The following is a 23,324-nucleotide window of genomic DNA, read 5'->3' on the forward strand; positions in this document are numbered from 1 at the left end:
AAGGTATCAAATAATAACAAAATTGATATCAAAAATTATCATTCATGAATTGTATCTTTGTCCAGCCCCTGAATCTAAACCCAATTATAATGAAGACTTTTCACTACGGCCAAGACCATCTTACAATAGGATTAGCCTTACAACTCGCTAGAAAAGAGACAAAAGGCATTTTAACTCCGGAAACCCAAGATAAAGTTCGGGCTTCTGCCCTTGCTGTTGCCAACATAGCCAAAGGAGAAAAAGCCGTCTATGGTATCAACACAGGTTTTGGCCCTCTTTGTACCAGCAAAATCTCAGCAGCTGATACGCAGACTTTACAGGAAAATCTACTGAAAAGTCATGCTGTTGGTTTGGGAGAACCAGTTCCCTTGGAGATCTCAAAGCTGATGCTCGTATTGAAACTTCAAGCTTTGGCTCAGGGGTTTTCGGGAATCAGGCTAGAAACGCTGGATCGAATGCTATGGATGCTTGATAATGATGTAATTCCCGTGGTTCCTATTCAAGGTTCAGTAGGTGCATCCGGGGACCTCTCACCTCTTTCACATTTATTTTTACCGCTTTTGGGGTTGGGAAAAGTGCATTTTGAAGGAACTATTCAATCCACATCATCCATCTATGAAAAATTGGAAGTGGCAGCCCTTTCCCTGGGTCCAAAGGAAGGTTTGGCACTGATCAACGGCACCCAGTTTATGGCTGCTTATGGAGTGCAGGTAGTAGATCGTTTGCACAATCTGCTCGTCCATGCCGACATTACAGGGGCGATGATGATCGAAGGCCTAATGGGTTCAATTAAGCCTTTTTCAGCTGAATTGCATCAATTAAGGCCGTTTCCGGGAAACAAACATGTGGCACAGACTATTCTAAATCTACTGAACGGATCCGAAATCGTGAATTCCCATTTGAATTGTGCACGGGTGCAGGATCCTTATTCTCTGCGGTGCATGCCACAGGTTCATGGGGCATCCAGAAATGCCTGGCTTCACCTGAAAGAGGCCATCGAAACAGAGATCAATTCCGTGACGGATAATCCAGTCGTTTTCAGTGAAGATCACACGATATCCGGCGGAAGTTTTCATGGACAGCCTATTGCGTTGCCGCTGGATTATGCTTGCCTTGCCGCTTCTGAATTGGGCAATATATCCGATCGAAGGATCTATCTTTCCCTGGAAGGTGATACACCCGGGGTTCCCAAGTTACTCTTGAAAGAGACAGGATTGAACTCGGGCTTGATGATCCCCCAATACACCACCGCTGCTTTGGCTTCTGAGAATAAAGGACTTTGTTTTCCTGCCTCTGCCGACAGTATTCCTACCTCCTTGGGACAGGAGGACCATGTAAGTATGGGTTCGATTGGCGCGAGAAAAGCGCTGCAAGTCATTGGAAATGTGGAGAAAATACTGGGAATTGAGCTATTTTATGCTGCCCAAGCGATGGATTTCCATGCACCGCTTAAGTCTGGCAAAGTGATGACAGCCATCCACAAACATGTGCGAAAAAGCATCACGCCTGTAATAAATGACAGAGTAATGACCGAGGATATGGAAGCTGCAATTGAGATGATCCAAAGCGGCGAATTGATTGATCTTGCAAACCAAACAGCGAAAGCAGAAGGATTGCCGTTTGAAACAGAGTGGAGTGAAATGTTCAACTATTAAAATTGCCTGCGGAGAAGTAAAATTACCCGCAGATCCCCACAGAAAAAGGCGCAGATCATTTACAAAAAAAAATCTGTGAAAATCAGCGAAATGAATCAGCGAAAATCAGCGGGAAAACTAATAATCATCTGCGGGAAACAAAACAATGAAAAGCCTAAAACTAATCGGTCCAATTGCCCAACTACTCACGCTGGACAAACTCCCTTTGAAAGGGGCTTTAAAAGACGAGCAACTCGAAATCCTCACAAATGCAGGGATTTTGGTCGAGGAAGATAAGATTCTGGAGATTGGCGATTACGCCGGTTTATTGGCAAAAGCCAATAAGCTGCAGACAGAGGTAATTCAATTGGAAGGAGATTTTGTTGCGCTGCCGGGATGGATCGATTGTCATACGCACATATGCTTCGGAGGAAGCAGGGCAAAAGATTTTGCAATGCGGAATGCGGGAAAATCCTATTTGGAAATCGCAGAAGCAGGTGGGGGAATTTGGGATACAGTCACTCAGACAAGAAATCTCAGTCAAGAAGAACTTACCGCGAGAACAGTCACAAATTCCAATCGACACTTGAGTGAAGGAGTAACTACCATTGAGGTAAAAAGCGGCTACGGATTAACTGTCGCCGAAGAACTTAAAATGCTTCGGGCGATAAAAGATGCCGACTCACATACCAAAGCTGACCTTATTCCCACCTGCCTTGCTGCCCATATGAAACCAAGGGATTTTGAGGGCTCAAAAGAAGAATATCTTCAGGATATAGTCGAGCAGCTATTCCCTACCCTCAAATCAGAGAATCTCACTAATAGAATCGATTCATTTATTGAGCAAAGTGCTTTTTCACCTGATGAGATTAACAGCTATTGCCAAAAAGCTAAAGAATCAGGCTTTGACCTCACCGTTCATGCCGATCAATTCACCACAGGAGGATCCGCAGTGGCGGTAAAATTCGGTGCCAAATCAGCCGATCACCTAGAAGCTTCCACAGAGAAAGAAACAGTGCTTTTCGCAAAGTCTGATACCATAGCAGTTGCACTTCCCGGCGCTTCTATTGGATTGGGGTGTGCCTTTACTCCGGCAAGAAAAATTTTGGATCAGGGTGGATCTCTGGCGATTGCCAGTGATTGGAATCCCGGTTCCGCTCCTTTGGGTGACCTGTTGGCCCAAGCTTCTATTTTGGCCACTTTCGAAAAACTAAGTACTGCTGAAGTATTCTCGGGTCTTACTTTTCGCGCGGCGGCAGCTTTGGGATTGGAAGATAGAGGAAAGTTAAAAGCAGGCCTTTTGGCTGATTTCAATCTTTTCCCCACCGCTGATTATAGAGAAATTCTTTACCAACAAGGAAAGCTCAAACCAGCACAAGTGTGGAAAAAAAGCTGGAAAACGTAAAGCAATAGACACTAGACCCAAAATTTCGAGAATGAGGATGGAAGTTCAAACCCATCTCGTAAATCCCAAATCGTAATTCGTAAATCCCATGGTTTTTCAAGAGCAAATACCCCAAGGCATACCTAGTATTCTTCCAGCAAAAAAAGAGAGAAATCCTTCCCTGAGCCACGCTCCCAAAAGAAAAGACATTCTTTCCTCAGAAGAAAAAAAACTGGCATTACGAAATGCCTTACGCTATTTCCCACAAGATTGGCATGCGGAGTTGGCTAATGAGTTTTTAACGGAACTGAAGGAATTCGGGAGAATTTATATGTATCGGTTCATGCCTGAGTATGAAATGTATGCTCGTCCTATACAAGAATATCCGGCAAAGTGTCGGCAAGCAGCGGCCATCATGCTGATGATTCAAAACAATTTGGATCCTGCTGTAGCCCAGCATCCCGAGGAACTGATTACTTACGGTGGCAATGGAGCTGTTTTCCAAAACTGGGCGCAGTACCTTTTGGTGATGAAATACCTGTCTGAAATGACAGATGAGCAGACGCTCCACCTCTATTCCGGTCATCCTATGGGACTTTTCCCTTCTTCTCCAGAAGCTCCCCGAGTGGTGGTGACCAACGGAATGATGATCCCAAATTATTCCAAACCTGATGATTGGGAGAAATTCAATGCACTTGGAGTGACACAATATGGCCAAATGACGGCAGGTTCATTTATGTACATCGGTCCGCAAGGAATCGTGCATGGGACTACGATTACGGTGATGAATGCTTTTAGAAAAAAACTGGCAGCAGGAGAAACTCCCGCAGGAAAAATATTTTTGACCGCAGGCTTGGGCGGAATGAGTGGAGCGCAGCCTAAGGCCGGAAATATCGCAGGCTGCATCACTATCTGTGCAGAAGTAAATCCTGCCGCAGCCAGAAAAAGATATGAACAGGGCTGGGTAGATGAATTGATCGAAAACCTAGATGAGCTAGTTCTACGAACCCAACTTGCCAAACGCAATAGGGAAGTGGTTTCTCTGGCCTTCATCGGCAATGTGGTCGATGTCTGGGAGAGATTCGATGAAGAAAACATATTCATCGAGCTTGGCTCTGATCAAACCTCTCTTCACAATCCTTGGGCTGGAGGATATTATCCGGTTGGACTTTCTTTCGAAGAGTCAAATCTGCTGATGTCCGACAATCCTGAAGTATTCAAAGAAAAGGTTCAGGAAACGCTAAGAAGACATGCCACTTCGATTAATAAACATGCAGCAAAAGGAACTTACTTTTTCGATTATGGAAATGCCTTTTTACTGGAAGCATCCAGAGCAGGTGCTGAAGTAATGGCAGAAAACGGTCTTGACTTCCGGTATCCATCCTATGTGCAGGATATTTTGGGACCAATGTGCTTTGACTTTGGATTTGGTCCTTTCCGCTGGGTGTGTTCTTCCGGAAAAGCTGAGGATTTGAGGAAATCCGATCAGCTAGCTGCCCAAGTTTTGAAGGAAATCATGCAGCAATCGCCTGCTTCTATTCAACAACAAATGCAGGACAATATCACCTGGATCGAAGAAGCAGAAAAGAACCAGCTGGTAGTCGGCTCCCAAGCCCGAATTCTGTATGCCGATGCGGAAGGCCGGGCTAAGATTGCCCAAGCTTTTAATGATGCCATTGCAGCAGGAGAAATCTCCGCTCCGATTGTACTTGGTCGCGATCATCATGACGTCAGTGGTACAGATTCACCTTTCCGGGAAACGAGCAATATCTACGACGGCAGCAAATTCACAGCAGATATGGCAATCCACAATGTGATCGGTGACAGTTTCAGAGGAGCCACTTGGGTTTCTATTCACAATGGAGGCGGAGTTGGCTGGGGAGAGGTGATGAATGGCGGTTTCGGGATGCTGCTTGACGGAAGTGCGGAAGCAGAAAGAAAACTGAAATCCATGCTATTCTATGATGTAAACAATGGGATTGCTAGACGTGCCTGGGCTAGGAACTCAGGTTCTGTGGAAGTCATTCAACGGGAAATGGATCGCAGTCAGGGATTGAAAGTCACTTTGCCAAATCTGGTGGATGAAGAGATTTTAGGATCAATTAAACTCTAGAAAACAGGAGAATCAAACCTTAAATGATGGTAATAATCCTGCTTCTGGAGAAGCAGGATAATAATGCATCTTATGTATTGAAAACTTCTTCCAAATCGATTTCAAAGCCGGCAATCGCAGTAGATGTGACTTTGTCTCCGATCGTAAACAGCCGTGAAGGTTGAAATTTACCATCGACTAAAGTATAAATCATTAACGTGCATTCAGATGGATGAATCACCCAATATTCTCTCACTCCGTATTCTTGATATAGCTCATACTTATTCTGAAGTTCTACCCGGCTATTTCCCGGTGAGAGAATTTCAACAATCAAATCTGGAGCACCCCAACAGCCTTTATCATCCAGCTTGGATAGATCACAAATCACAGAAATATCCGGTTGGACTACGGAATCTATTTTAGCAAAATCAGGATCTTTGGAAAACCTCACATCGAAAGGTGCAGAATAGACTTTGCAAGATTGATTTTTCAGAAAACTGAAAATTTTAAAAAAGACATTTCCGGAAACCTCCTGATGCCTTCTATTGGGAGCAGCGGCTTTGGCAAATATTTTCCCTTTGATCAATTCTACGATTTCTTCGAAGTCCCAATCGAGGTAATCCGCATAACTATATCCTCCAAAGGACTCGCTTGGCTCCTGAAAAGTATCTAAATCAATCTTATCTTTCTGTGGAATTCTATATTCTTCCATGTGTTTGTAATTTGATTTTTAAATGCCATAACCTGTCCCGTGACGAAAGAAATGCGATAGCCTGTCCCGAACACCCGGGAAAATCTTTCACAGCTTAAAATAACCTCCCGTGTGTCGCTTTCGATTTGCTCGATTTCATAACTAAACTGCATTTTGAATTTTACCTAAAAACCATATACATTGTTTCTGTTATTTAAAATATCAGACAGCAGTTTATAATTTAGCATAAAATAAATAAAAACTCCATATGCTCCATCAAAATCCAAACCCTTCCCTTTGGACAGGCAGAAAATCGGAAACAGTTGAATACTGGCACCAAGCTGCAATCTCTGTAAAGGACCTCAAATTGGATGAAAATCAAAATTCTCCAAAAGTAGGTATCCTAGGGTATGCAGGGGAAGAGGGTGTCAAAAGAAATCAAGGCAGATTGGGAACTGCTGAAGGGCCAAATGCAATCCGGAAAAGTCTTGGAACGTTGGCTTTTCACTTACCCGATAAAAGCCGAATATTTGATTATGGGGATATATATACAGAAAACTCTGACTTAGAATCAAGCCATGATTTGATTTCCAAAACTGTTCTTAACCTACTGAATAGTAAACATTTCCCAATCCTACTAGGCGGCGGACATGATCTGGCATTGGCACATGGGAGAGGGGTCTATCAGTATTTGGATGCTAAAAACCAGAAACTGGGAATCATCAATATGGATGCTCATTTTGACCTGCGACCGACTATTGACGGAAAGGGTCATTCAGGATCTCCATTCCTTCAACTTGCAGAGGAAAACCCGGATACTTTCCAATATTTATGTCTAGGGGTGCAGCGATCTGTGAACCCCAAATCACTTTTTGAGACTGCGGATAAAGTCGGTGCAAAATGGATGGTCATGGAGGATTTCAGGCTGAATAACTGGGAGGTTATCCAGGAAAAAATCCTGTGGTTTCTGGATTCTGTGGACAAAATCTACCTGAGTGTAGATATGGATGGTTTTTCTTCCGCTTTTGCCCCGGGAGTCTCTGCACCCTCTCCGATGGGTTTCAGGCCGGAATTCGCATTTAAAGTTTTTGAGCTGCTTGCATCCAGCAAAAAGCTTATTTCTATGGATGTAGTAGAGCTCAATCCTGCTTTCGACCATGATCATGCTACGGCAAGATTGGCTGCAAGATGTGCAGAATATGTAGCAAGGAAGGTTCTGGGAAAAACGGAATAATATAAGCTCACTATTACCTAACCATTGAAGATCAGCCCCATGAATTTAAAAAACAGAAACCAAGTTCTTGTACTAGTTTCCATTTTAATTTTAAGCTGTTCTTCAAGTAAGGAAGAGGCAGTTTTGCCAATTATAGAAATTTCCGAAAGTGATATTGTGGATTTTGATAAGGCAATAGAAGCTGTCGAATTTATTCCACTTCTGAATCAAGTGAATTCACCCGTCAACTTGAATTGCAGTGTTTGGGATCTTAAAGTCACAGATAATTACTTTGTCTATTCAACCATTTGTAACCCCGAAGCCAAAATTCATTTTTTCGATCTGGAAGGAAATTATGTTAAAACCTTCGCAAAAAACGGAGATGGTCCTGAAGAATATCAGACCATTCAGGGAATCAACATTGAACAAGACACGATCAATATTGCTGTAGGAGGAGGAATTATCAAGCAATACCATTTTGTTGATTTTGCATTTATCGGAATGGTTTCTTTGGATGAAGAGGCTACTTTCATCCCCTCTTTTACCAAGATCTCCAAAACTAAGTGGATGACCTCTCCTATGTTTGATGGAAATGTTGACCAAAATGGAGAATTCAGCATTTTCAAAATCATGGACAGTTCCAATAAGCAAATCACGGATTTGCCTCTCAAAACAACTCCATTGACTGCAGAAATCAGTGAAGGAGAGTTCGCAAGGCTGGGACATTCCTATTTGCTTAACTACGCATTTTCGGACACTTTATATCTATTTGAAAATAACAAAACGTCTCCGTTTATAGGTCTGGATTTTGGAAAAAGAAAGCCAAGCTCAGAAGATCTGAAAATGAATGCTGAGGGTTTTGAGACTGCTATTATGAACCAATCCCTAGCCTTCAATGTCGGCAAAATCTGGTATACGGATAACATCTCAAGATTAAAAACTTTTGCACTAGCCAAAAACCCGAACATGGATATTTCCAATGTGCGAACATTCCCTGTTCATGAAGTTTTTATAGACCACGAAACAAACAACGTAATTGCGTTTCCCTCACTTGCTGGTTGGTCAAATGGAAAAGGCGATGCTACAAAAGGCTATTTCTATGATGTCCTAAGAGCTGACGATTGGATCAATGCCTTGGACAAAGGTATCCTTGGGAAGTATGGAGAGAAACTAGAGAAGACTTTAGGCGAACTGAGGGACTTTGAAGATCCTGTTTTGATTAAATACAAGGTGAATACCAAAAATCAACTAAATTTATAGCTTAGTTTTGGCAAACCTTCGAGGTCTTAAAGACCTCAGAAGTTTAGTGCCTCCCACAAAATCTCCACCGGATGCTTGGCTTTTCTCCCTGTACCATCCGCTATCTGATGCCTACATGATGTCCCCGGTGCTGCTATGATAGTTTCCGCATCAGCTTTTCTTACAGCAGGAAATAGCACCAGCTCCCCTACCTGCTGAGAAACTGCATAATGCTCTGCCTCATAGCCAAAACTTCCCGCCATACCACAGCATCCGCTTGGGATGGTTTCCACACTATAATTTGCAGGCAAAGACAATAACTTCTGTGTCCAAGTCATGGATGAAAGTGCCTTCTGGTGACAATGTCCATGGAGTTTGATCTTCTGGGTTTTGGAAGTAAACAAATCAGCTTTGATGTTTCCGGCAGCGATCTCCTGCGCCAAAAATTCATCAATCAGCTTCACATGAAATTTCAATTTCTTGGCAGTCTCTGCCAATTCCTTCTTGACTATTCTTGGATATTCATCACGAAAACTCAAAATAGCGGAAGGTTCTAAGCCTATCAGCGGGGAATTTCCACTGATAAGCTTGTCAAAAATTTGCACATTCGCTTCAGCGTGTTTCCTGGCTTTTTCCAGCAAGCCCTTAGAAAGTGCAGACCTACCGCTCTCCTCATGATCCACGACTTTCACGTCATAGCCTAATCTCTTAAGCAAGGAAATCGCCTTGATTCCGATTTCAGTATCGTTGTGATTGGTAAACTCATCGACGAAGAAATAAATTGATTTAAGCTGCTTTGGCGCACCGGGAAGGGAGACATAGTTCTTTTTGTACCACTTACGAAGACTTATCTTGCTGATGGCGGGCAAATTCCGCTGAGGAGCAACTCCCAAAACAGACTTCATCACTCCTCCTGTAAATCTATTGCTCAGCATAAAATTGGCCAAGCCACCTGTTTTGGCTCCTAACTCATTCAGCTCATTGATATGGGCGAATACTCTTGATCGTAGTGGGATACCGTTTGTCTTTTGGTATTGGTAAAGAAATTCAGCTTTCATACTTGCCATGTCCACATTGGATGGACACTCCGCTGTACAGCCTTTGCAGGAAAGACACAAATCCATGGCATCCTTGATCTCAGGATGGTTAAAGGCATTTTCCTTTTTGTCCATCGTGAGAAACTCACGGAGTGTATTGGCGCGGCCCCGGGTTGTATCCTTTTCATTTCGGGTAGCCATGTAGCTTGGACACATCGTACCTCCGGAGCCAGGCAGCTTTCGGCAATCACCTGATCCGTTACATTTTTCTGCAAGACGGAGAATTCCGCCCACATGAGAAAAATCAATCAACGTATCATGACTTGGGGTCTCCATATCCGGCTCGTAGCGCAGAAACTTATTCATCGGAGCTGCATCCACGATTTTGCCAGGATTGAAAATATTCTGGGGATCCCATGAAAATTTGATCCTGCGGAAAAGCCCGTAATTCTTCTCCCCTACCATCAACGGAATAAATGCTGCCCGGACTCTACCGTCTCCATGCTCACCACTCAGCGAGCCTTGGTACTTTTTCACCAACTCAGCAGAAGCTTTGGAGATCTGATAAAACTCCTCCACATCCTTTGATTTTTTCAAATCCAAAATAGGTCTCAGATGTATCTCTCCGGCACCTGCATGGGCATAATGGACAGGCTTCTGATTAAAGCCTTTCATCATCTCATCTACCTCGTCAATGTAATCTGCCAAATCCTCTATATCCACTGCCGTATCTTCAATACATGCCACGGCTTTGGGATCACCTGGAATATTGGCGAGCAATCCCAGTCCAGCCGAGCGAAGAGCCCAGGCGGTAGAAACCATTGCCGGTTCAATGATAGGATACGCATATCCCAATCCGGTCCTTTTTAGGTCTTCTACCAACGTTTCACCTTTGGCCATGGCCTCATCGAGCGTGTGCCCCCGAAACTCCACCATCAAAATCGCTTCAGGATCACCCTCCACGAAATAGCGATTCTTGCTGTATTCTATGCTTTCTTTGGTACAGTCCAAAATTATTTTGTCCATCAGCTCCACAGCCGTTGCGGGATGCTTCATCGCTGTCTGGGCAGATACCATACTTTGGTGGATTGTCTCGAAATGTGCCGCCACTACGATTTCTATGGGTTCGGGAAGCGGGTCAAGACTGATTTTGATCTCAGTAGTAAAGGCCAATGTCCCTTCCGAACCACTTAATAATTTACAGAAATTGAATTTTTCCTGTCCTTCAAAAATCTCAGCCTTCAGCAGTTCATCCACCGCATAGCCCGTGTTTCTCCGGTGAATTGTCTTTTTGGGAAATTGCGCATGAATCTCTTCCCGGGCTGCCGGATCACTTAACTCTTCAACTACCTTTCTATAGATATCTCCTTCAAGTGACTGAAGTTTGGTTTTTTGCTGAAACTCGTCTTTTGTAAGCGCTTCAAATTTAGCTGTATTTCCATCGCTCAAGATGGTATTCAATGAAATCACCTTATCTCTAGTCACTCCATAGACTATGGATGTGGTGCCGGAGGAGTTATTTCCCACCATACCGCCAATCATTGCCCGACTGGCAGTAGAAGTAATAGGACTGAAGAAAAGTCCATGAGGTTTCAGGTACCGGTTGAGTTCATCACGCACCACACCCGGCTGCACCCTTACCCATCGCTCAGCCACATTCAATTCCAATATTCCCGTAAAATGCTTGGACACATCCACCACTATCCCATTCCCTACACATTGACCTGATAGTGAAGTGCCTGCGGTACGGGGAATTAATGAAGTCCCATTTTTAGCCGCAAAATGTATCAGTTTCTTTATATCCGACTCGGACCTTGGGAAGGCTACGGCCAAAGGCATTTCCCTGTATACTGATGCATCCGTAGCATACAGTGTTTTGGTAAGCGTATCAAATTGCAATGTTCCTTCCAGCTGGGTGGAAAGTTCTTGAAGTAAGGGCAAAAGGTTAGGTAGGTTTGAACTCATGGTCAAAAATAAGCCGATGTAGCGGATTTAAGGAAAACTAAGGCAAAAGAATTTGGAAATGATCAATAGACAAATGATTATCCGCTATGATGCCAGTAGTCATATTTCCTTGTTTTACCGGCGGAAAAGTAGATATACATAAGAGACAAAATTCAATTCTCAATTTTCAAAGCATACCCCACTTGATAATTGTACATTGAATTTGACCATTGATAATTGGATAATTGATCATTTCCCAGCTTTCTTTACGGCAAATATCAAATCACCTTCATGTTTTTCTATCTATCCCAATTCCTGAGCTTTCTTGCAATGCCACTGACGATTATATCGCTTTTATGGCTATTTGGACTGCTGTATATCAGGAAAAAATGGGGGAAAAGATGTCTCTGGATCGGATTGATACTACTCTGGTTTTTCTCCAATCAGTTTATTGCAAATCAAGCGATGCTGGCTTGGGAACCTGAATTTAAGGGCTTCAATGAGGTGAAAAATCATGAAATCGGCATCGTGCTTACCGGTGTAACCAACCTGAGCAAAACAGCATATGACCGTACTTTTTTCAATAAAGGTGCTGATCGGATCACACATGCATTGCAGCTATACCGGGAACGGAAAATCAAGAAAATTCTTATCACAGGCGGTCAGGGTCTAAATCCTGTCAATCCTCAATCAGAAGCTGAGCTTTTGGAGCGGTTTTTGTTGATGACCGGTGTTCCTGCAGAAGACATTATGATCGAAGATAAATCGAAAAATACTGCTCAAAATGCAGCGTTTACGAAGGAGTTTTTAGATGCAAAAGGAATTGATACAAATCAGGAATTTTTGCTGATCACTTCTGCTTTTCACATGTATAGAGCGAAAGGGTGCTTTGATAAGGCAGGTTTAAAAACCCAAACTTTCCCAACAGACTACTACAGTCATGACACAAAATATGACCTTCCTGCATTTTTATATCCTAACCCTTCATCAATCGAAAACTGGCACAAATTGTCAAAGGAATGGATCGGGATTTTAGTATATAAGTTAGTCGGGTATATTTGATATGTGATTATCCGCAATGATGCCAGTAACCATATTCTCTTTGCTTTACTGGACAGAAGCCCCCTGCCCGACGGCAGGCGGGGATGACGGGTGACCTAAGTGGCCTTGACGACAGTGTTTTCCGAATCCTATGATGCTTTTGTCTTTTACTTGAAATAGGCGGATAATCATAAAGAATATTTATAATCTCTACGCTTTAACTCTAAATTAAAAATATACTGAATATGAAATTTGGCAGCACAGATCATCCTGAGAATATTGACTTCACTCTACCGCCTGATCACCCTGACACGGCTGAGACACTTAAGAAATATAAAAGTGACGCCCCTTTTGAAGTGTATGTGGGCTGCGCCAAGTGGAACAAAGCAGATCTCAAAGGCTTCTATCCCCGGGGCACCAAAGATGAGCTGACTTATTACTCAAGGCAGTTTAATTCTATTGAGCTCAATGCGACTTTTTACAACTCACCCGACAAAAATCAGGTTGTGCAATGGAAAGAGAAAACCCCGGAAGGCTTTAAGTTTTTCCCTAAAATCCGTCAATCCGTCAGCCACTACCGCAGGCTTAATGATGTCAAGAATCTGACTGATGAATTTGCTGATTCTGTAAGCATGTTTGAAGAAAAACTGGGAATGGTATTTCTACAGATGATTGACAATTTCAAACCGAAGTTTATAGACCGGGTAGAAGGCTTTGCCCAAGACTTCCCCAAAGGAGTTCCACTGGCAATCGAGGTTCGCAATGAAGACTGGTTTAAAGGCGAAGTCTTTGATGCATACTATCAAATTTTAAAGAATAATGATATCACCAATATCATCGTGGATGCGGCTGCACGTAGAGACATGCTGCATATGCGGCTTTCCAATAATGCCGCTTTCATCCGATACGTAGGTGCCAATCATGCGAGTGATTATACGCGACTTGAAGACTGGGTGGAGAGAATCAAGGTGTGGAGATCCCAAGGCCTGCAAAAGCTCTATTTCTTTATCCATCAGAATGTGGAAAAGGAATCACCGCTTCTTGCAGAACATTTCATCAAAATGCTAAACAAGGAGCTTAACCTTTCTCTGAAAATCCCCAATTCCCCTGACAATCCCCTTGGATTTTAAAAGGAGAATTAAATCAAGGCTGGTTTGATGATTTGAATATTTATGACGTACTTTACGTTACGTACTTTGCGTGACGTACTTTGCGTAATACTGAATAATCAGAATCATGAAAGAGCCTTTCAATCCATTTGTAATCAACACATATCAGGGAAAAGACTATTTTTTTGATCGTGAAAACGATCTAAAAATGCTCATTTCACATATAGAAAATGATAGAAATGTAGTGCTTTATGCCTGGAGAAGATTGGGGAAATCAGCACTTATTCATCGTCTTTTTGAAGAATTAGAAACTTCAAAGGACTACGAAACGATTTACATAGATTTGTTAGTTTCACAGAATATGGATGAAGCCATTCAATCCATCGCCTCAGCTATCTATGAAAAATACGGAAAAACCACGTCCGGACTAAGTGCCGCAATACAAAAATTATTCGGATCCATCGGTGCCACCATCCATTTCAACGGGCTGACGGGACTGCCGGAAATCACCCTTGGAATCATCAAATCAGGACAACAAGACCAATCTCTCAAAGCACTGGGAGAGTTTCTGCTTGCCCGAAAAAAGAGGATAGTAATCGCCATCGATGAGTTTCAGCAGATTGCCGATTACGAAAATGTGAAGGCGGAGGCAGTGTTCCGCACTTGGGTGCAGCAGATTCCGGCAGTGAGATTCATTTTCAGCGGCAGCCACAGGACATTGATGGAGGCAATGTTTACGGAGAAAAAGCGGCCGTTTTATCAAAGTTCCCAACTTGAATCGCTCCAGCCGATTGCCTTGGCTGCGTACACTGAATTTATCCTGCACCATTTTCAAGCTGCAAAAAAGTCAATCAGCCCGGATTCAATTGAGAAGATTTACCGCTGGAGCCGCGGACAGACTTACACCGTCCAGCTAATCTGCAACCAGCTTTTCGCCAACTATAAAAAAATAACCGATTCTACTCTCGATGTGGTTTTTGATCAGATTCTGACGCAGCAGCAGTCCGTATTTGCCAACTTCCAAAAAATGCTCACCAAAGCCCAATGGAATGTATTCCGGGCTATTGCCAAAGAAGAACCGCTGCAAAATCCGATGAGCAAGGATTTTCTGCAAAAGCACAACCTAGGTGCTGCAAGCACAGTCAGAACTGCACTGAAAGCATTGGAAAAATTAGAATTAGTCATCAAAGACGAAGAATACTACCTGGTCCATGAAGTCCAGCTTGCCCGATGGATGGCCAGACTATAAGTTGCATATCACACCAAAAGCGTAGAAGCGATACCATCCCGCAATTCCGAATCTACTTTTGCTTCCTCAGCAAACTCTTTCCATTTTTTGATCGCAGTGACGACAGCATCGATCTTTTCTTCGGGTTTTTTAATGTTCATTTTGTGGGCAACTTCCAAAAAATCAGCATGCTGTATTCCCTCCCTTTTTCCATTGACCAGTAAGGACTGGGCACTTACCCATACACTTCCAGGCCTATAGGCATAGCAAATATCATAAGCCGGCGAAAGCTTCCATTTACCGTCTTTATCCATCAAAAAAGCGAAGTTCTTCGTGTGATCGTCGCAATTTCTGGCCAACACATTAAACACCATACGAATAAACATCTGCTCTGCCTCCGGATAGGAAAGCCTTAGCATCCTCATCGTCTCAAACACCTGTTCGTAGCTGTAATCCCCCACCTGATTAAAATCAAAGTGTCTTAATCCACATAAACTTTGCATGTGGATTTTCTGACCATCGTCATGTCTATCAAAACGCTTGGTCATAAAGTGCGCCCTGCCATTTTCTTCGAATAATCGGCATTCACTCATCTCGATTCCAGCGGATTGAGCCATAAGAAAATAGGCCATTTCTACCCGACCATAACCCAGTGTGGAACCAAATTGAGAATCGTGAACCCCATCAAACTTAATGATCCAGTACGAAAATCCAGAAGGAGCTTTCACCTGTCCACTTTTTACTTTTCCTGTTTTGGGGTTGTACGCTATTACGGCTTTAGCGCGGGCTCCTCCCGCAGAAGTACCGATTTTAAGAATATCCGATAAGGCAGACCGCTCCTCTCCGGTCAGATTTGACTGAAAATCTTCTCTGGAATTGAGAATTTTGCCGGCGATATTGACCAAGCTGTCTATTTCGATCGAACTGGCTTTGATCGTTTCATCCCGAAGGGACGGTCTGATCTCCAAGGCCCCTACTCCCCGTTTTCCTATAAAACAGAGTTGCTCTACAGGATTGAGACTGTCCGCCACTCTGCCATTTTGGATCAACCATGTATTGATCAGCTGATTGCCGTATTTATCCGGCAACATATCCGCCAGTAAGCCCGGAAGCCCCTTGAAGGTATCAAAAGCATCACCCCGGGCTCTTCGCAACTCAGGAAATGCATGCACTCTATTTCCTTGACTTAAGGGCATTTTTACAGGGGAAATATCCAGCCCGGAACGAAGAAAATCCTGATGAAATTCAAAACTCCCCAACTGCTCTGAATCATCCCAAAGAACCGCTCCGACAAGTTTATCCCAAATCCGGATTTCTGCTGCCACTACCATTCTGAAGGAGGATTTTCTGCTGCCCTATCAGAATTACGAATCCGCTGTCTTTCGTGCTTCTTTTGAAGCTTGATGTAATCTATGGGGCTGATTGTCTTCTTCACCTCAAAGGATTCAAGCCACTGTAGCTTATCCAACACCCGAAGCACCTGAATCAAGGTGATTAGATTCACTTTTTCACCGCGCTCCAGAAGACTCAAAGTAGACCTACTAATCCCTGCAGCAGTAGCCAGCTGCTCTTGGGATTTATTTTGGTCCATCCGATGATGCTTCACAAAGCGTCCTAGCTGATGGAGAATTGCAGTATCACTTAGCTGATTGTAATCCATGACTTAACTATCATTCATTATCCACAAATATACAAATTAACGACTGAATTATCATACATTATTTAATATTATTAAGGAATGATTAATCAGTCTTTAAGTCTAATATTACTTGTAATGACTGATTAATCATTCAAAAATTTCTTAAGAATAGAGATTAGATCGACTCCATTTCCACTCATAGTTCCAGCCTTTTTGCTCAAGCAAAATAGGATGATATGCTAAAGCTGCTTTTGCTGTAGACGAATTAAAAAATCGCTGATCATCAGTGAGTACAGCCCTCTTTCCGCCATCAGCATCTTTCATTATCAAGTCCATTAAAGTAGAGGGGACCTCTGCAGAATAAAAGAATTCAGATTTCAACAGTTTGTTTTTTAAGCTCCAATCAATCTCATAGCCCTCGTTTATAGATGCGGTAAAAGCACTGGAAGGATTTTCACTCTGTGTCTGCACAAAAGAAAGAAACTCCCGCAGTAAGGCCAATCCGGGATTATTAAGTTGACCGGGGCGGAAATCAACAGGCTCAATACTGGAAATTACATGCATTCTCTTTCTGGCCCGGGTGATGGCCACATTCAGTCTATTTTCTGCACCTGACTTACCTAGCAATCCAAAATTAGTGACCAATTTCCCTTCGGGGTTGGGAGCATAACCCAAGGACAAAATCACCTGATCAAACTCATCTCCCTGCACATTTTCAATATTTCGCACTTTGATTCCCACGTCTATGAAACCCGCTTTCCAAAGATTTTCACGGATCAATTCCATTTGAAAATAATTCCCCGTCACGATCCCGATGCTATCCAGAGGAGACGAATGATGAATAGCTTCGACTTTCAAAACAACTGCATCTGCTTCTATTTTATTTACCTGATTAAGCCAAATCCCCTCGATCTTCTCCCATGTAAATGCCGGACCGGCAGTAATAAAAGTCGCATAATCAGGTAAAGTATCCAGCTGATTTTCATAGAAATGTGCATTGGAAAAATGAATCAACGCAGGATCAGCTGAGCGGTAATGGCCTTTTAGTTGGTGTTTTTCAAAAAGATCCCCAGCCAACTCAAGTAGGGATTCCCTCTCATACTCCAGCCCCTCCTCATCAGATTCCCATTTTACCTGATAGAAATCCGAAGGGCGAAGTTGCTTGGAATCACCCGCAATTACCACCTGCTTGCCCCGTAGCATGGAGGGCAGTCCACGCTCTACCCGGCACTGTGATGCTTCATCAAAAATCACCAAATCAAAATTCTGCTCCAATGAAAACAATGCAGAAACTGTCTCAGGACTGGCAAACCAACAGGGCAACAAGCGAAAGACCTCTTCTCCCATTTCTTCCAATAACTTCCTGATCGACCAACGCTGCCTCTTTTTACTCACCTGATGAAGCAAATCCCGATAAGTCAGTCGATTTCCCAGACGGTTAAATTCCAGTCCGCCTGTGATCTGCTCCCGAAGCCTAAGCAAAGCAATATGCCTAGCTATCTTCCTTTTTTCAAGAATCGCTTCTTTCAATTCTGCCAACTCATGTTGCATCGCGAGACTTCCCGCTTCTGCCAAAACAGGATTTTTGACCTCCAAGTAAACTATCCATGCCAAATACCATGAATTCCAAAATGCTCCCAGCTGATCCTTACTACCCGATTGCGGATATTCCTTTTCCAGTTTCTCAGCAAGTGAAATCGTAATCGGACAGGAATTTTCCAGAAATCTATCGAAAGATACAAGCTCCGAAAAAATCCGGTTTAAGTTCGATTCAGGACCAATCGCAACAGCTCTATTATGAAAAACATGCAAAATCTGCTCATCACTCAGGTAAGCTTTCCAGTTGATCGATGAGTTCTGAAATGATTCCGAAAACTCGCAAACCTTGTCAAGCCAGGCTTTAAAACCGTCTGCTGTCCGGCAAGCCAATGAATGCAGTTCCTTTCGACTCTCCCATAAATCAACCCACTCAAGAATTTGTAATAATAATCCAAGCCGATCTCCTAACCCTTCAACAGAAAGTTCAGCAAACTCTACCTCTTTCATTTTTGAAAACTCCGCAGATTCAGCACTTAATCCTTTGAAAGTCTCAAGTTCAGTGCGAATACCCGATATGGTTTTTGAGTCAAGTTTCAGATTCGATTTGTCCAAAATATCAAAAGTCAACGGGAATTTGCTCTTATTCAATTGTATCCGGATTCTCCCAAACCATGAGCTTGATTTTGCTTCCAATATATCAAGTTCAGTTTCAAGAGTGGAAAGATTTTCGGGATTGGACGATATTCCAAATGAAAGCTGCTGAAGCTTTTCGACTGAGGATAACATCCAATTGTGACCCTTGATCAGTGCTAATCGAACCTTCGAATCAAAAATCGCCGAAATGGCTAATTCAGGTTTCTCCAATCGATTCAACTTATCATTGAGCAAATTTACAACTGATGCAAAATCATTAGTTGCCAAAATCTGACCAGCTAGCTTTTCGAAGTGAAGATCAGAATCTTCTGCTACCCATTTCGCTCTAAAAGACTCAATTTCATTCAAACCCTGGATAATTCTCGGAAAAACCACATGCTCGAAATGGGCAAATGAGACTCTCTTTTCCCAAAAAGATCCTTTGAACTGTAACTGATACGAATGGTAGATTTTATAGGATTTTTCAAAATCCTGCGCTTTCTGATAATCCAGCTTCGTTAAATCCTGATCTTCAAAAAACGGCTTTTTCAAATCTGCCTTCAGATACATAGCTTTAATAGGCATCCCCCCTTCTTTCGCATCGAACAATGCCGTGCGAAAAACCTCGAATTTCTCCGAAAGTCTTGAAATCACCTTGGAGTATTGAGAAATCTCCCGCTCCAACTGAATAGAATCAATGCCTCTATTATGCTCCTGATAAGACTCAATAGCTTCGATTTGAGCTTTTACCTTGCGGAAAAGCACTTTTTGATCTACCCGAAAATCATGCACCAAACCTAGAAAATCACCAAAACCGGCCAATGTCATCCGCTCAACGACCACATCCAAAGCTGCTCTCTTTTGAGAAACCACCAGCACTTTTTTGCCTCTTGAGCAATAGTCAGAAACTAAATTTGCGATCAACTGAGACTTACCCGTTCCAGGAGGTCCTTCCACCACTAAACTTCTTCCCTGCCGGACTTTCATCAAGACATTTTCCTGGGAAGCATCCAAAGGAAACGCCGGAAAAAGCTGTTCTTCTCTAAGTAAGGGCTGGTTTTCATCAGCCGCAAAGTGCTTGGTGAACAACTCCTCCAAGCCTATTTCACCAAACCCGCTTTCCAGTTTTTCATAGTCCGCAAAGAGATAATTACCCTTTTGGGCAAATTGGCCTAACAGGGCATAGTTTTTCAACGCCAGCTTTCCATCTTGAAATTTGCCTGAATCCACACTCACTTGCGAAACAGGGAAGGTTATCAACTGATCTTCAAATAGCGAAGAACTTAGCTGAATGGAAAAATTGTCATGGAGAATCTTGGAAAACTCAGTTCTAAACGTTGTGGCGTCAGTCGACAGCCCCCGCACTGACTCATTCAAAAAATCCGTATCCAAGGATTTCCCATAGCCATGACTGTAAGCCAAGAGAAAAGCCGGATTCCATTGCCATTCATCCAGTTTCACAAGAATCCATTGCCCATTATCGAGCTGAACATCAACACTCAAAAGTAACAATGGGGCTCTAAGAACATACCCGTTGATTAATTTCCCTTCCACGAAGGGCCATCCCAGAAATAAAGATCGCTCGCCCGTTTCCTCCTTTGTCAGTTGATCCCGAAAAGAAAGTCTTGAAAATATCTTTGAATATGTATTAACGCCGGCAAGCCTAGGATCAGATTCGGGAATTAAAGGAAATGCTTTTTTTGAGGAAATAACCTTTCTTATGATCTCAAAGCTATTTTCTCCATTCAAAAAATCCAACTCTTTCAGATCTACAACCCCAAATCCCTCAGTATTAGGCAAATAAAGTGACCTGTTTTTGGAAGACAGGTCTACCAATCGATTCCGGTAAGTCTGAAAAATCGATTCAGGCATTTAATGGAAAGGTGAGTCTTTTTCCTTAGCCATCTGATTATAGACAATATGGTCCAACCTACCCGGCATCCATTTATTCAAAAACACCAGTAATTTACCTTGGGTAGTCAGCACCAAATCACGTTTTCTTTTTAAAGTTGCCATCAAAATCTCTTCGGCAACTTCATCCGAGCTCATCATTTTTGATTCATCCCGGGGAGATTCTCCCTGAGAAGAACCATGTGCAGTAAGTGCATTCTTTCGAATATTTGAGGCTGTAAATCCGGGACAAGCCACCAATACATGTACTCCTTTTTTCATCACCTCAGTCCGTAATGATTCAAAAAATCCGTTCATGGCATATTTACTGGCCGTATAGGCCGTTCTGGCGGGTGTCCCACGAAAACCGTTGATGGAAGAAATCCCTATTACCGTACCTTTATTTTCAACAATTGAGGGAAGACAAAACTTAGTGGCATAGACTGTGCCCCAGAAGTTTGTATCCATCACCTTATGAAAGACTTCGAAATCAAGATTTTCAAACAGTGCACGCATCGAAATCCCCGCATTGTTTATTAAGATATCTATTTTGCCGAATTCCGCAATAACCGTTTCAGCCATTCGCTTATTGTCATCCACCACACTTGCATCGGCCAAAACCGCAAAAACAGCTATCCCCTCCGCTTCCAATTTTGCCTTGCTGGCATCCAATTTCTCCTGATTTCTACCTGTAATAACGATTCTAGCGCCTGTTTTTCCAAAAACTCTGGCACAGGACTCTCCTATTCCCGAGGTGGCTCCTGTGACAATAACTACTTTATCTTTAAGACTATCTTGTTTCATTGATGATTCAAAGATACTGAATTTGTGATTTTTAAATTTCAAGTTCGGGTTTAGAAGAGCATCTAAATTGATTCATCCAATATCCCAATCAATTAGTAACATCCCTACTGGACCAACTTTTAACCAAAATTTCAATTTTTAAGTTTTCCTATTCAGAACTTTTTATAAGGTATAGCTCATTGTACGAGGGATATAAAGACCAAGTTGGACAAGGATTTCCACATAAAGAGTTTTTCTCCCGTTTGTGTATATATCGCTGAAAACCCTCTAAATGAGATTAGCTGTCATAATAGAAAGGACAGCTATTCATCCAACTAACAGAATAACCGCTCCATTTTTCTCCCTAATTCTCCTTCTAGTAAACCTCCTCGTCTTTTTTTTCTAATTTTGCGCCCATGTCGCGAAAAATGAAGAACAAGGTGATCACCAACCTACTTATCGAGCGGATTGCCTCGGAGGGTAAATGTCTGGGACATCATGAGGAAAAAGTGGTTTTTGTAACGGGAGTTGCTCCGGGAGATGTGGTAGATGTACGGATTACGAAAGGAAAAAACTCTTTCATGGAAGGGGAACCCGTCAATTTCCACGAGTATTCCAAAGAAAGAATCGATCCATTTTGCTCGCATTTCGGCACATGTGGCGGTTGTAAGTGGCAGCACATCAATTACGACCTGCAGAAAACCTACAAACGCCAGCAGGTTGTAGACCAGTTTCAGCGGATTGCGAAAGTGGACATTCCCGAAGTATGGCCGACGCTGGGTTCAGAAAAAACCCGCTATTACAGAAACAAACTTGACTTCACTTTTTCCAATAAAAAATGGCTGACTCTTGATCAAATCCGCTCGGGAGAGGATTTTGACAGAAACGCCCTGGGATTTCATATTCCGAAGATGTTTGACAAAATCATCGATGTGGATCATTGCTATCTGCAGGGAAGCATATCAAATGAGGTCAGAAATGAACTTAGAGCATTTGCCTTGACTAGGCAACTAAGCTTTTATGACATTAGAAATCAAACAGGCCTGCTTCGGAATCTGATTATCCGCACCACCAGCACCGGTCAAGCTATGGTGATTGTACAGTTTGGAGAAAATGATCCTGAGGGAATTCAGATGGTGATGCGGCATTTGAATGCAAAATTCCCTGAAATCACCTCTCTTCTCTATGTCATCAATACCAAAGGAAATGAAACTTTCCATGACCTAGAACTGGTCACTTTCTCGGGACAGTCCTATATAGAAGAGGAAATGGAAGGATTGAAATTCCGGATCGGCCCAAAATCCTTCTATCAGACCAATTCGGAGCAGGCTTACGAGCTATATAAAGTTGCCCGTGACTTTGCCGATCTGCAAGGCAATGAGGTCGTATACGATCTCTATACCGGCACCGGCACAATCGCCAACTTCGTAGCCAAACAGGCCAAGCAAGTAATCGGAATTGAGTACGTAGCGGCTGCCATAGAAGATGCAAAGCTTAATTCGGAAATCAACGGATTGGACAATACGCTCTTCTACGCGGGGGATATGAAAGACATGCTAAACGATGAGTTCATCGCAAATCATGCCGCACCGGATTTGATTATTACCGACCCTCCGCGTGCCGGAATGGATGAAAAAGTAGTACAGATGCTTCTAAGACTGAATGCGCCAAAAATAGTGTATGTATCCTGCAATCCCGCCACTCAGGCCCGGGATGTGGCACTTCTAAGCGAAAAATATAAAGTGGAAAAAGTGCAGCCCGTGGATATGTTTCCACAAACCTACCATGTAGAAAATGTCGTACTCTTAACTTTAAAATCATGATTTCAGATTTCAACGATCCCGAACTGAGTGGAAAATACCTGGGTACAATTACCAGTGATTTTATAAAGATCTCAGATGCGCTTAAAGAAGCTTCCTATCAGATCAGAACACGGAAATTCTCAGATTACCCGATTTTCCCTATCTCGAAAGAAATGCAGCCTATAGGTAAAATCTTTGTCGGAAAAGAGGAGAAAGGACTGGACTGGAATTACTTCATGACCTATGTAGATGAGTTTGTGCAGCGAAAATTAATCGCTGAGGAAGCGTTGCCTGAATTCGAAAAATCCTACAAAGACCCTGATGAATTTTGCTGCCTTTTTGTGATGGACGGAGCATTTACCAGCTTTGTGTATATCCCTTATCCCAATGATTAATTCATGTACGGACATCAAAAAAAGCTTTACC

General features: G+C 42.7%; 16 protein-coding genes. 10 read left to right on the forward strand and 6 right to left on the reverse strand.

The window, feature by feature from the left end; translation table 11 throughout:
• Window positions 1-89: 89 nt before the first annotated feature.
• The 3 genes from hutH (at window position 90) to ID165_RS13185 (ending at window position 5,131) form a co-directional block, all read left to right on the forward strand.
• Complete coding sequence (hutH, locus tag ID165_RS13175) at window positions 90-1,655, forward strand: histidine ammonia-lyase (RefSeq protein ID WP_192085301.1); 1,566 nt, start codon at window positions 90-92, stop codon at window positions 1,653-1,655.
• A gap of 145 nt (window positions 1,656-1,800) precedes the next feature.
• Window positions 1,801-3,039: an imidazolonepropionase gene (gene hutI / locus ID165_RS13180; protein ID WP_192085302.1), complete on the forward strand. Its 1,239-nt coding sequence runs from the start codon at window positions 1,801-1,803 to the stop codon at window positions 3,037-3,039.
• An 88-nt stretch (window positions 3,040-3,127) separates the two neighbouring features.
• A complete protein-coding gene (locus ID165_RS13185) occupies window positions 3,128-5,131 on the forward strand; it encodes a urocanate hydratase (protein WP_192085303.1) in 2,004 nt (667 codons plus the stop codon).
• Window positions 5,132-5,201: 70 nt separating this feature from the next.
• Here the strand turns inward: ID165_RS13185 and ID165_RS13190 are convergent, their stop codons facing one another.
• Window positions 5,202-5,822, reverse strand: coding sequence for a Uma2 family endonuclease (locus ID165_RS13190; protein WP_192085304.1), 621 nt, complete (start codon window positions 5,820-5,822; stop codon window positions 5,202-5,204).
• Window positions 5,823-6,069: 247 nt separating this feature from the next.
• Here ID165_RS13190 and hutG point away from each other — a divergent pair, with 247 nt between their 5' ends.
• Both hutG and ID165_RS13200 read left to right on the forward strand, forming a co-directional pair.
• Window positions 6,070-7,035: a formimidoylglutamase gene (gene hutG / locus ID165_RS13195; RefSeq protein ID WP_192085305.1), complete on the forward strand. Its 966-nt coding sequence runs from the start codon at window positions 6,070-6,072 to the stop codon at window positions 7,033-7,035.
• Between the two features lie 39 nt (window positions 7,036-7,074).
• On the forward strand, window positions 7,075-8,274 hold the full coding sequence (locus ID165_RS13200; RefSeq protein ID WP_192085306.1) for a 6-bladed beta-propeller: 1,200 nt from the start codon (window positions 7,075-7,077) through the stop codon (window positions 8,272-8,274).
• Between the two features lie 35 nt (window positions 8,275-8,309).
• Here the strand turns inward: ID165_RS13200 and ID165_RS13205 are convergent, their stop codons facing one another.
• Window positions 8,310-11,255 carry an FAD-binding and (Fe-S)-binding domain-containing protein gene (locus ID165_RS13205; protein WP_192085307.1) on the reverse strand — a complete coding sequence of 982 codons (2,946 nt, stop codon included), beginning with the start codon at window positions 11,253-11,255 and terminating at the stop codon, window positions 8,310-8,312.
• A gap of 270 nt (window positions 11,256-11,525) precedes the next feature.
• On the opposite strand from ID165_RS13205, the gene ID165_RS13210 reads away from it, so the two are divergent.
• The 3 genes from ID165_RS13210 (at window position 11,526) to ID165_RS13220 (ending at window position 14,633) form a co-directional block, all read left to right on the forward strand.
• Window positions 11,526-12,296: a YdcF family protein gene (locus ID165_RS13210; RefSeq protein ID WP_192085308.1), complete on the forward strand. Its 771-nt coding sequence runs from the start codon at window positions 11,526-11,528 to the stop codon at window positions 12,294-12,296.
• Between the two features lie 224 nt (window positions 12,297-12,520).
• Window positions 12,521-13,405, forward strand: a complete 885-nt coding sequence (locus tag ID165_RS13215) for a DUF72 domain-containing protein (protein ID WP_192085309.1) — start codon at window positions 12,521-12,523, stop codon at window positions 13,403-13,405.
• Between the two features lie 106 nt (window positions 13,406-13,511).
• Window positions 13,512-14,633, forward strand: coding sequence for an ATP-binding protein (locus ID165_RS13220; RefSeq protein WP_192085310.1), 1,122 nt, complete (start codon window positions 13,512-13,514; stop codon window positions 14,631-14,633).
• A gap of 8 nt (window positions 14,634-14,641) precedes the next feature.
• On the opposite strand, the gene ID165_RS13225 is transcribed toward ID165_RS13220, so the two are convergent.
• The 4 genes from ID165_RS13225 to ID165_RS13240 all read right to left on the reverse strand — a co-directional run bounded on the left by ID165_RS13225 (window position 14,642) and on the right by ID165_RS13240 (window position 21,117).
• Window positions 14,642-15,943 (reverse strand): type II toxin-antitoxin system HipA family toxin, encoded by a 1,302-nt coding sequence (locus ID165_RS13225; protein ID WP_192085311.1) that lies wholly within the window; start codon window positions 15,941-15,943, stop codon window positions 14,642-14,644.
• Entirely contained in the window at window positions 15,937-16,272 is a 336-nt protein-coding gene (locus ID165_RS13230; RefSeq protein WP_192085312.1) for a helix-turn-helix domain-containing protein, read from the reverse strand. Before ID165_RS13230 ends, ID165_RS13225 begins: the two co-directional genes overlap by 7 nt.
• Window positions 16,273-16,413: 141 nt before the next feature.
• Window positions 16,414-20,295 (reverse strand): AAA domain-containing protein, encoded by a 3,882-nt coding sequence (locus ID165_RS13235; protein WP_192085313.1) that lies wholly within the window; start codon window positions 20,293-20,295, stop codon window positions 16,414-16,416.
• Window positions 20,296-21,117, reverse strand: coding sequence for an SDR family oxidoreductase (locus tag ID165_RS13240; protein ID WP_192085314.1), 822 nt, complete (start codon window positions 21,115-21,117; stop codon window positions 20,296-20,298). It abuts the gene before it with no gap.
• Between the two features lie 395 nt (window positions 21,118-21,512).
• On the opposite strand from ID165_RS13240, the gene rlmD reads away from it, so the two are divergent.
• Both rlmD and ID165_RS13250 read left to right on the forward strand, forming a co-directional pair.
• Window positions 21,513-22,919, forward strand: a complete 1,407-nt coding sequence (gene rlmD / locus ID165_RS13245; protein ID WP_192085315.1) for a 23S rRNA (uracil(1939)-C(5))-methyltransferase RlmD — start codon at window positions 21,513-21,515, stop codon at window positions 22,917-22,919.
• Window positions 22,916-23,293, forward strand: coding sequence for a hypothetical protein (locus ID165_RS13250; protein ID WP_192085316.1), 378 nt, complete (start codon window positions 22,916-22,918; stop codon window positions 23,291-23,293). The genes rlmD and ID165_RS13250 overlap by 4 nt, the downstream gene beginning before the upstream one ends.
• Window positions 23,294-23,324 lie beyond the last annotated feature (31 nt).

Source organism: Algoriphagus sp. Y33 (assembly GCF_014838715.1).
In the GTDB taxonomy this organism is placed as follows: domain Bacteria; phylum Bacteroidota; class Bacteroidia; order Cytophagales; family Cyclobacteriaceae; genus Algoriphagus.

Coding starts and splice junctions, on each gene's coding strand:
- ID165_RS13210 (WP_192085308.1), top strand. CDS start 11,526: ATGTTTTTCTATCTATCCCAATTCCTGAGCTTTCTTGCAATGCCACTG.
- rlmD (WP_192085315.1), top strand. CDS start 21,513: ATGTCGCGAAAAATGAAGAACAAGGTGATCACCAACCTACTTATCGAG.
- ID165_RS13235 (WP_192085313.1), bottom strand. CDS start 20,295: ATGCCTGAATCGATTTTTCAGACTTACCGGAATCGATTGGTAGACCTG.
- ID165_RS13200 (WP_192085306.1), top strand. CDS start 7,075: ATGAATTTAAAAAACAGAAACCAAGTTCTTGTACTAGTTTCCATTTTA.
- ID165_RS13215 (WP_192085309.1), top strand. CDS start 12,521: ATGAAATTTGGCAGCACAGATCATCCTGAGAATATTGACTTCACTCTA.
- hutG (WP_192085305.1), top strand. CDS start 6,070: ATGCTCCATCAAAATCCAAACCCTTCCCTTTGGACAGGCAGAAAATCG.
- ID165_RS13225 (WP_192085311.1), bottom strand. CDS start 15,943: ATGGTAGTGGCAGCAGAAATCCGGATTTGGGATAAACTTGTCGGAGCG.
- ID165_RS13230 (WP_192085312.1), bottom strand. CDS start 16,272: ATGGATTACAATCAGCTAAGTGATACTGCAATTCTCCATCAGCTAGGA.
- ID165_RS13190 (WP_192085304.1), bottom strand. CDS start 5,822: ATGGAAGAATATAGAATTCCACAGAAAGATAAGATTGATTTAGATACT.
- ID165_RS13220 (WP_192085310.1), top strand. CDS start 13,512: ATGAAAGAGCCTTTCAATCCATTTGTAATCAACACATATCAGGGAAAA.
- hutI (WP_192085302.1), top strand. CDS start 1,801: ATGAAAAGCCTAAAACTAATCGGTCCAATTGCCCAACTACTCACGCTG.
- ID165_RS13185 (WP_192085303.1), top strand. CDS start 3,128: ATGGTTTTTCAAGAGCAAATACCCCAAGGCATACCTAGTATTCTTCCA.
- ID165_RS13205 (WP_192085307.1), bottom strand. CDS start 11,255: ATGAGTTCAAACCTACCTAACCTTTTGCCCTTACTTCAAGAACTTTCC.
- ID165_RS13250 (WP_192085316.1), top strand. CDS start 22,916: ATGATTTCAGATTTCAACGATCCCGAACTGAGTGGAAAATACCTGGGT.
- hutH (WP_192085301.1), top strand. CDS start 90: ATGAAGACTTTTCACTACGGCCAAGACCATCTTACAATAGGATTAGCC.
- ID165_RS13240 (WP_192085314.1), bottom strand. CDS start 21,117: ATGAAACAAGATAGTCTTAAAGATAAAGTAGTTATTGTCACAGGAGCC.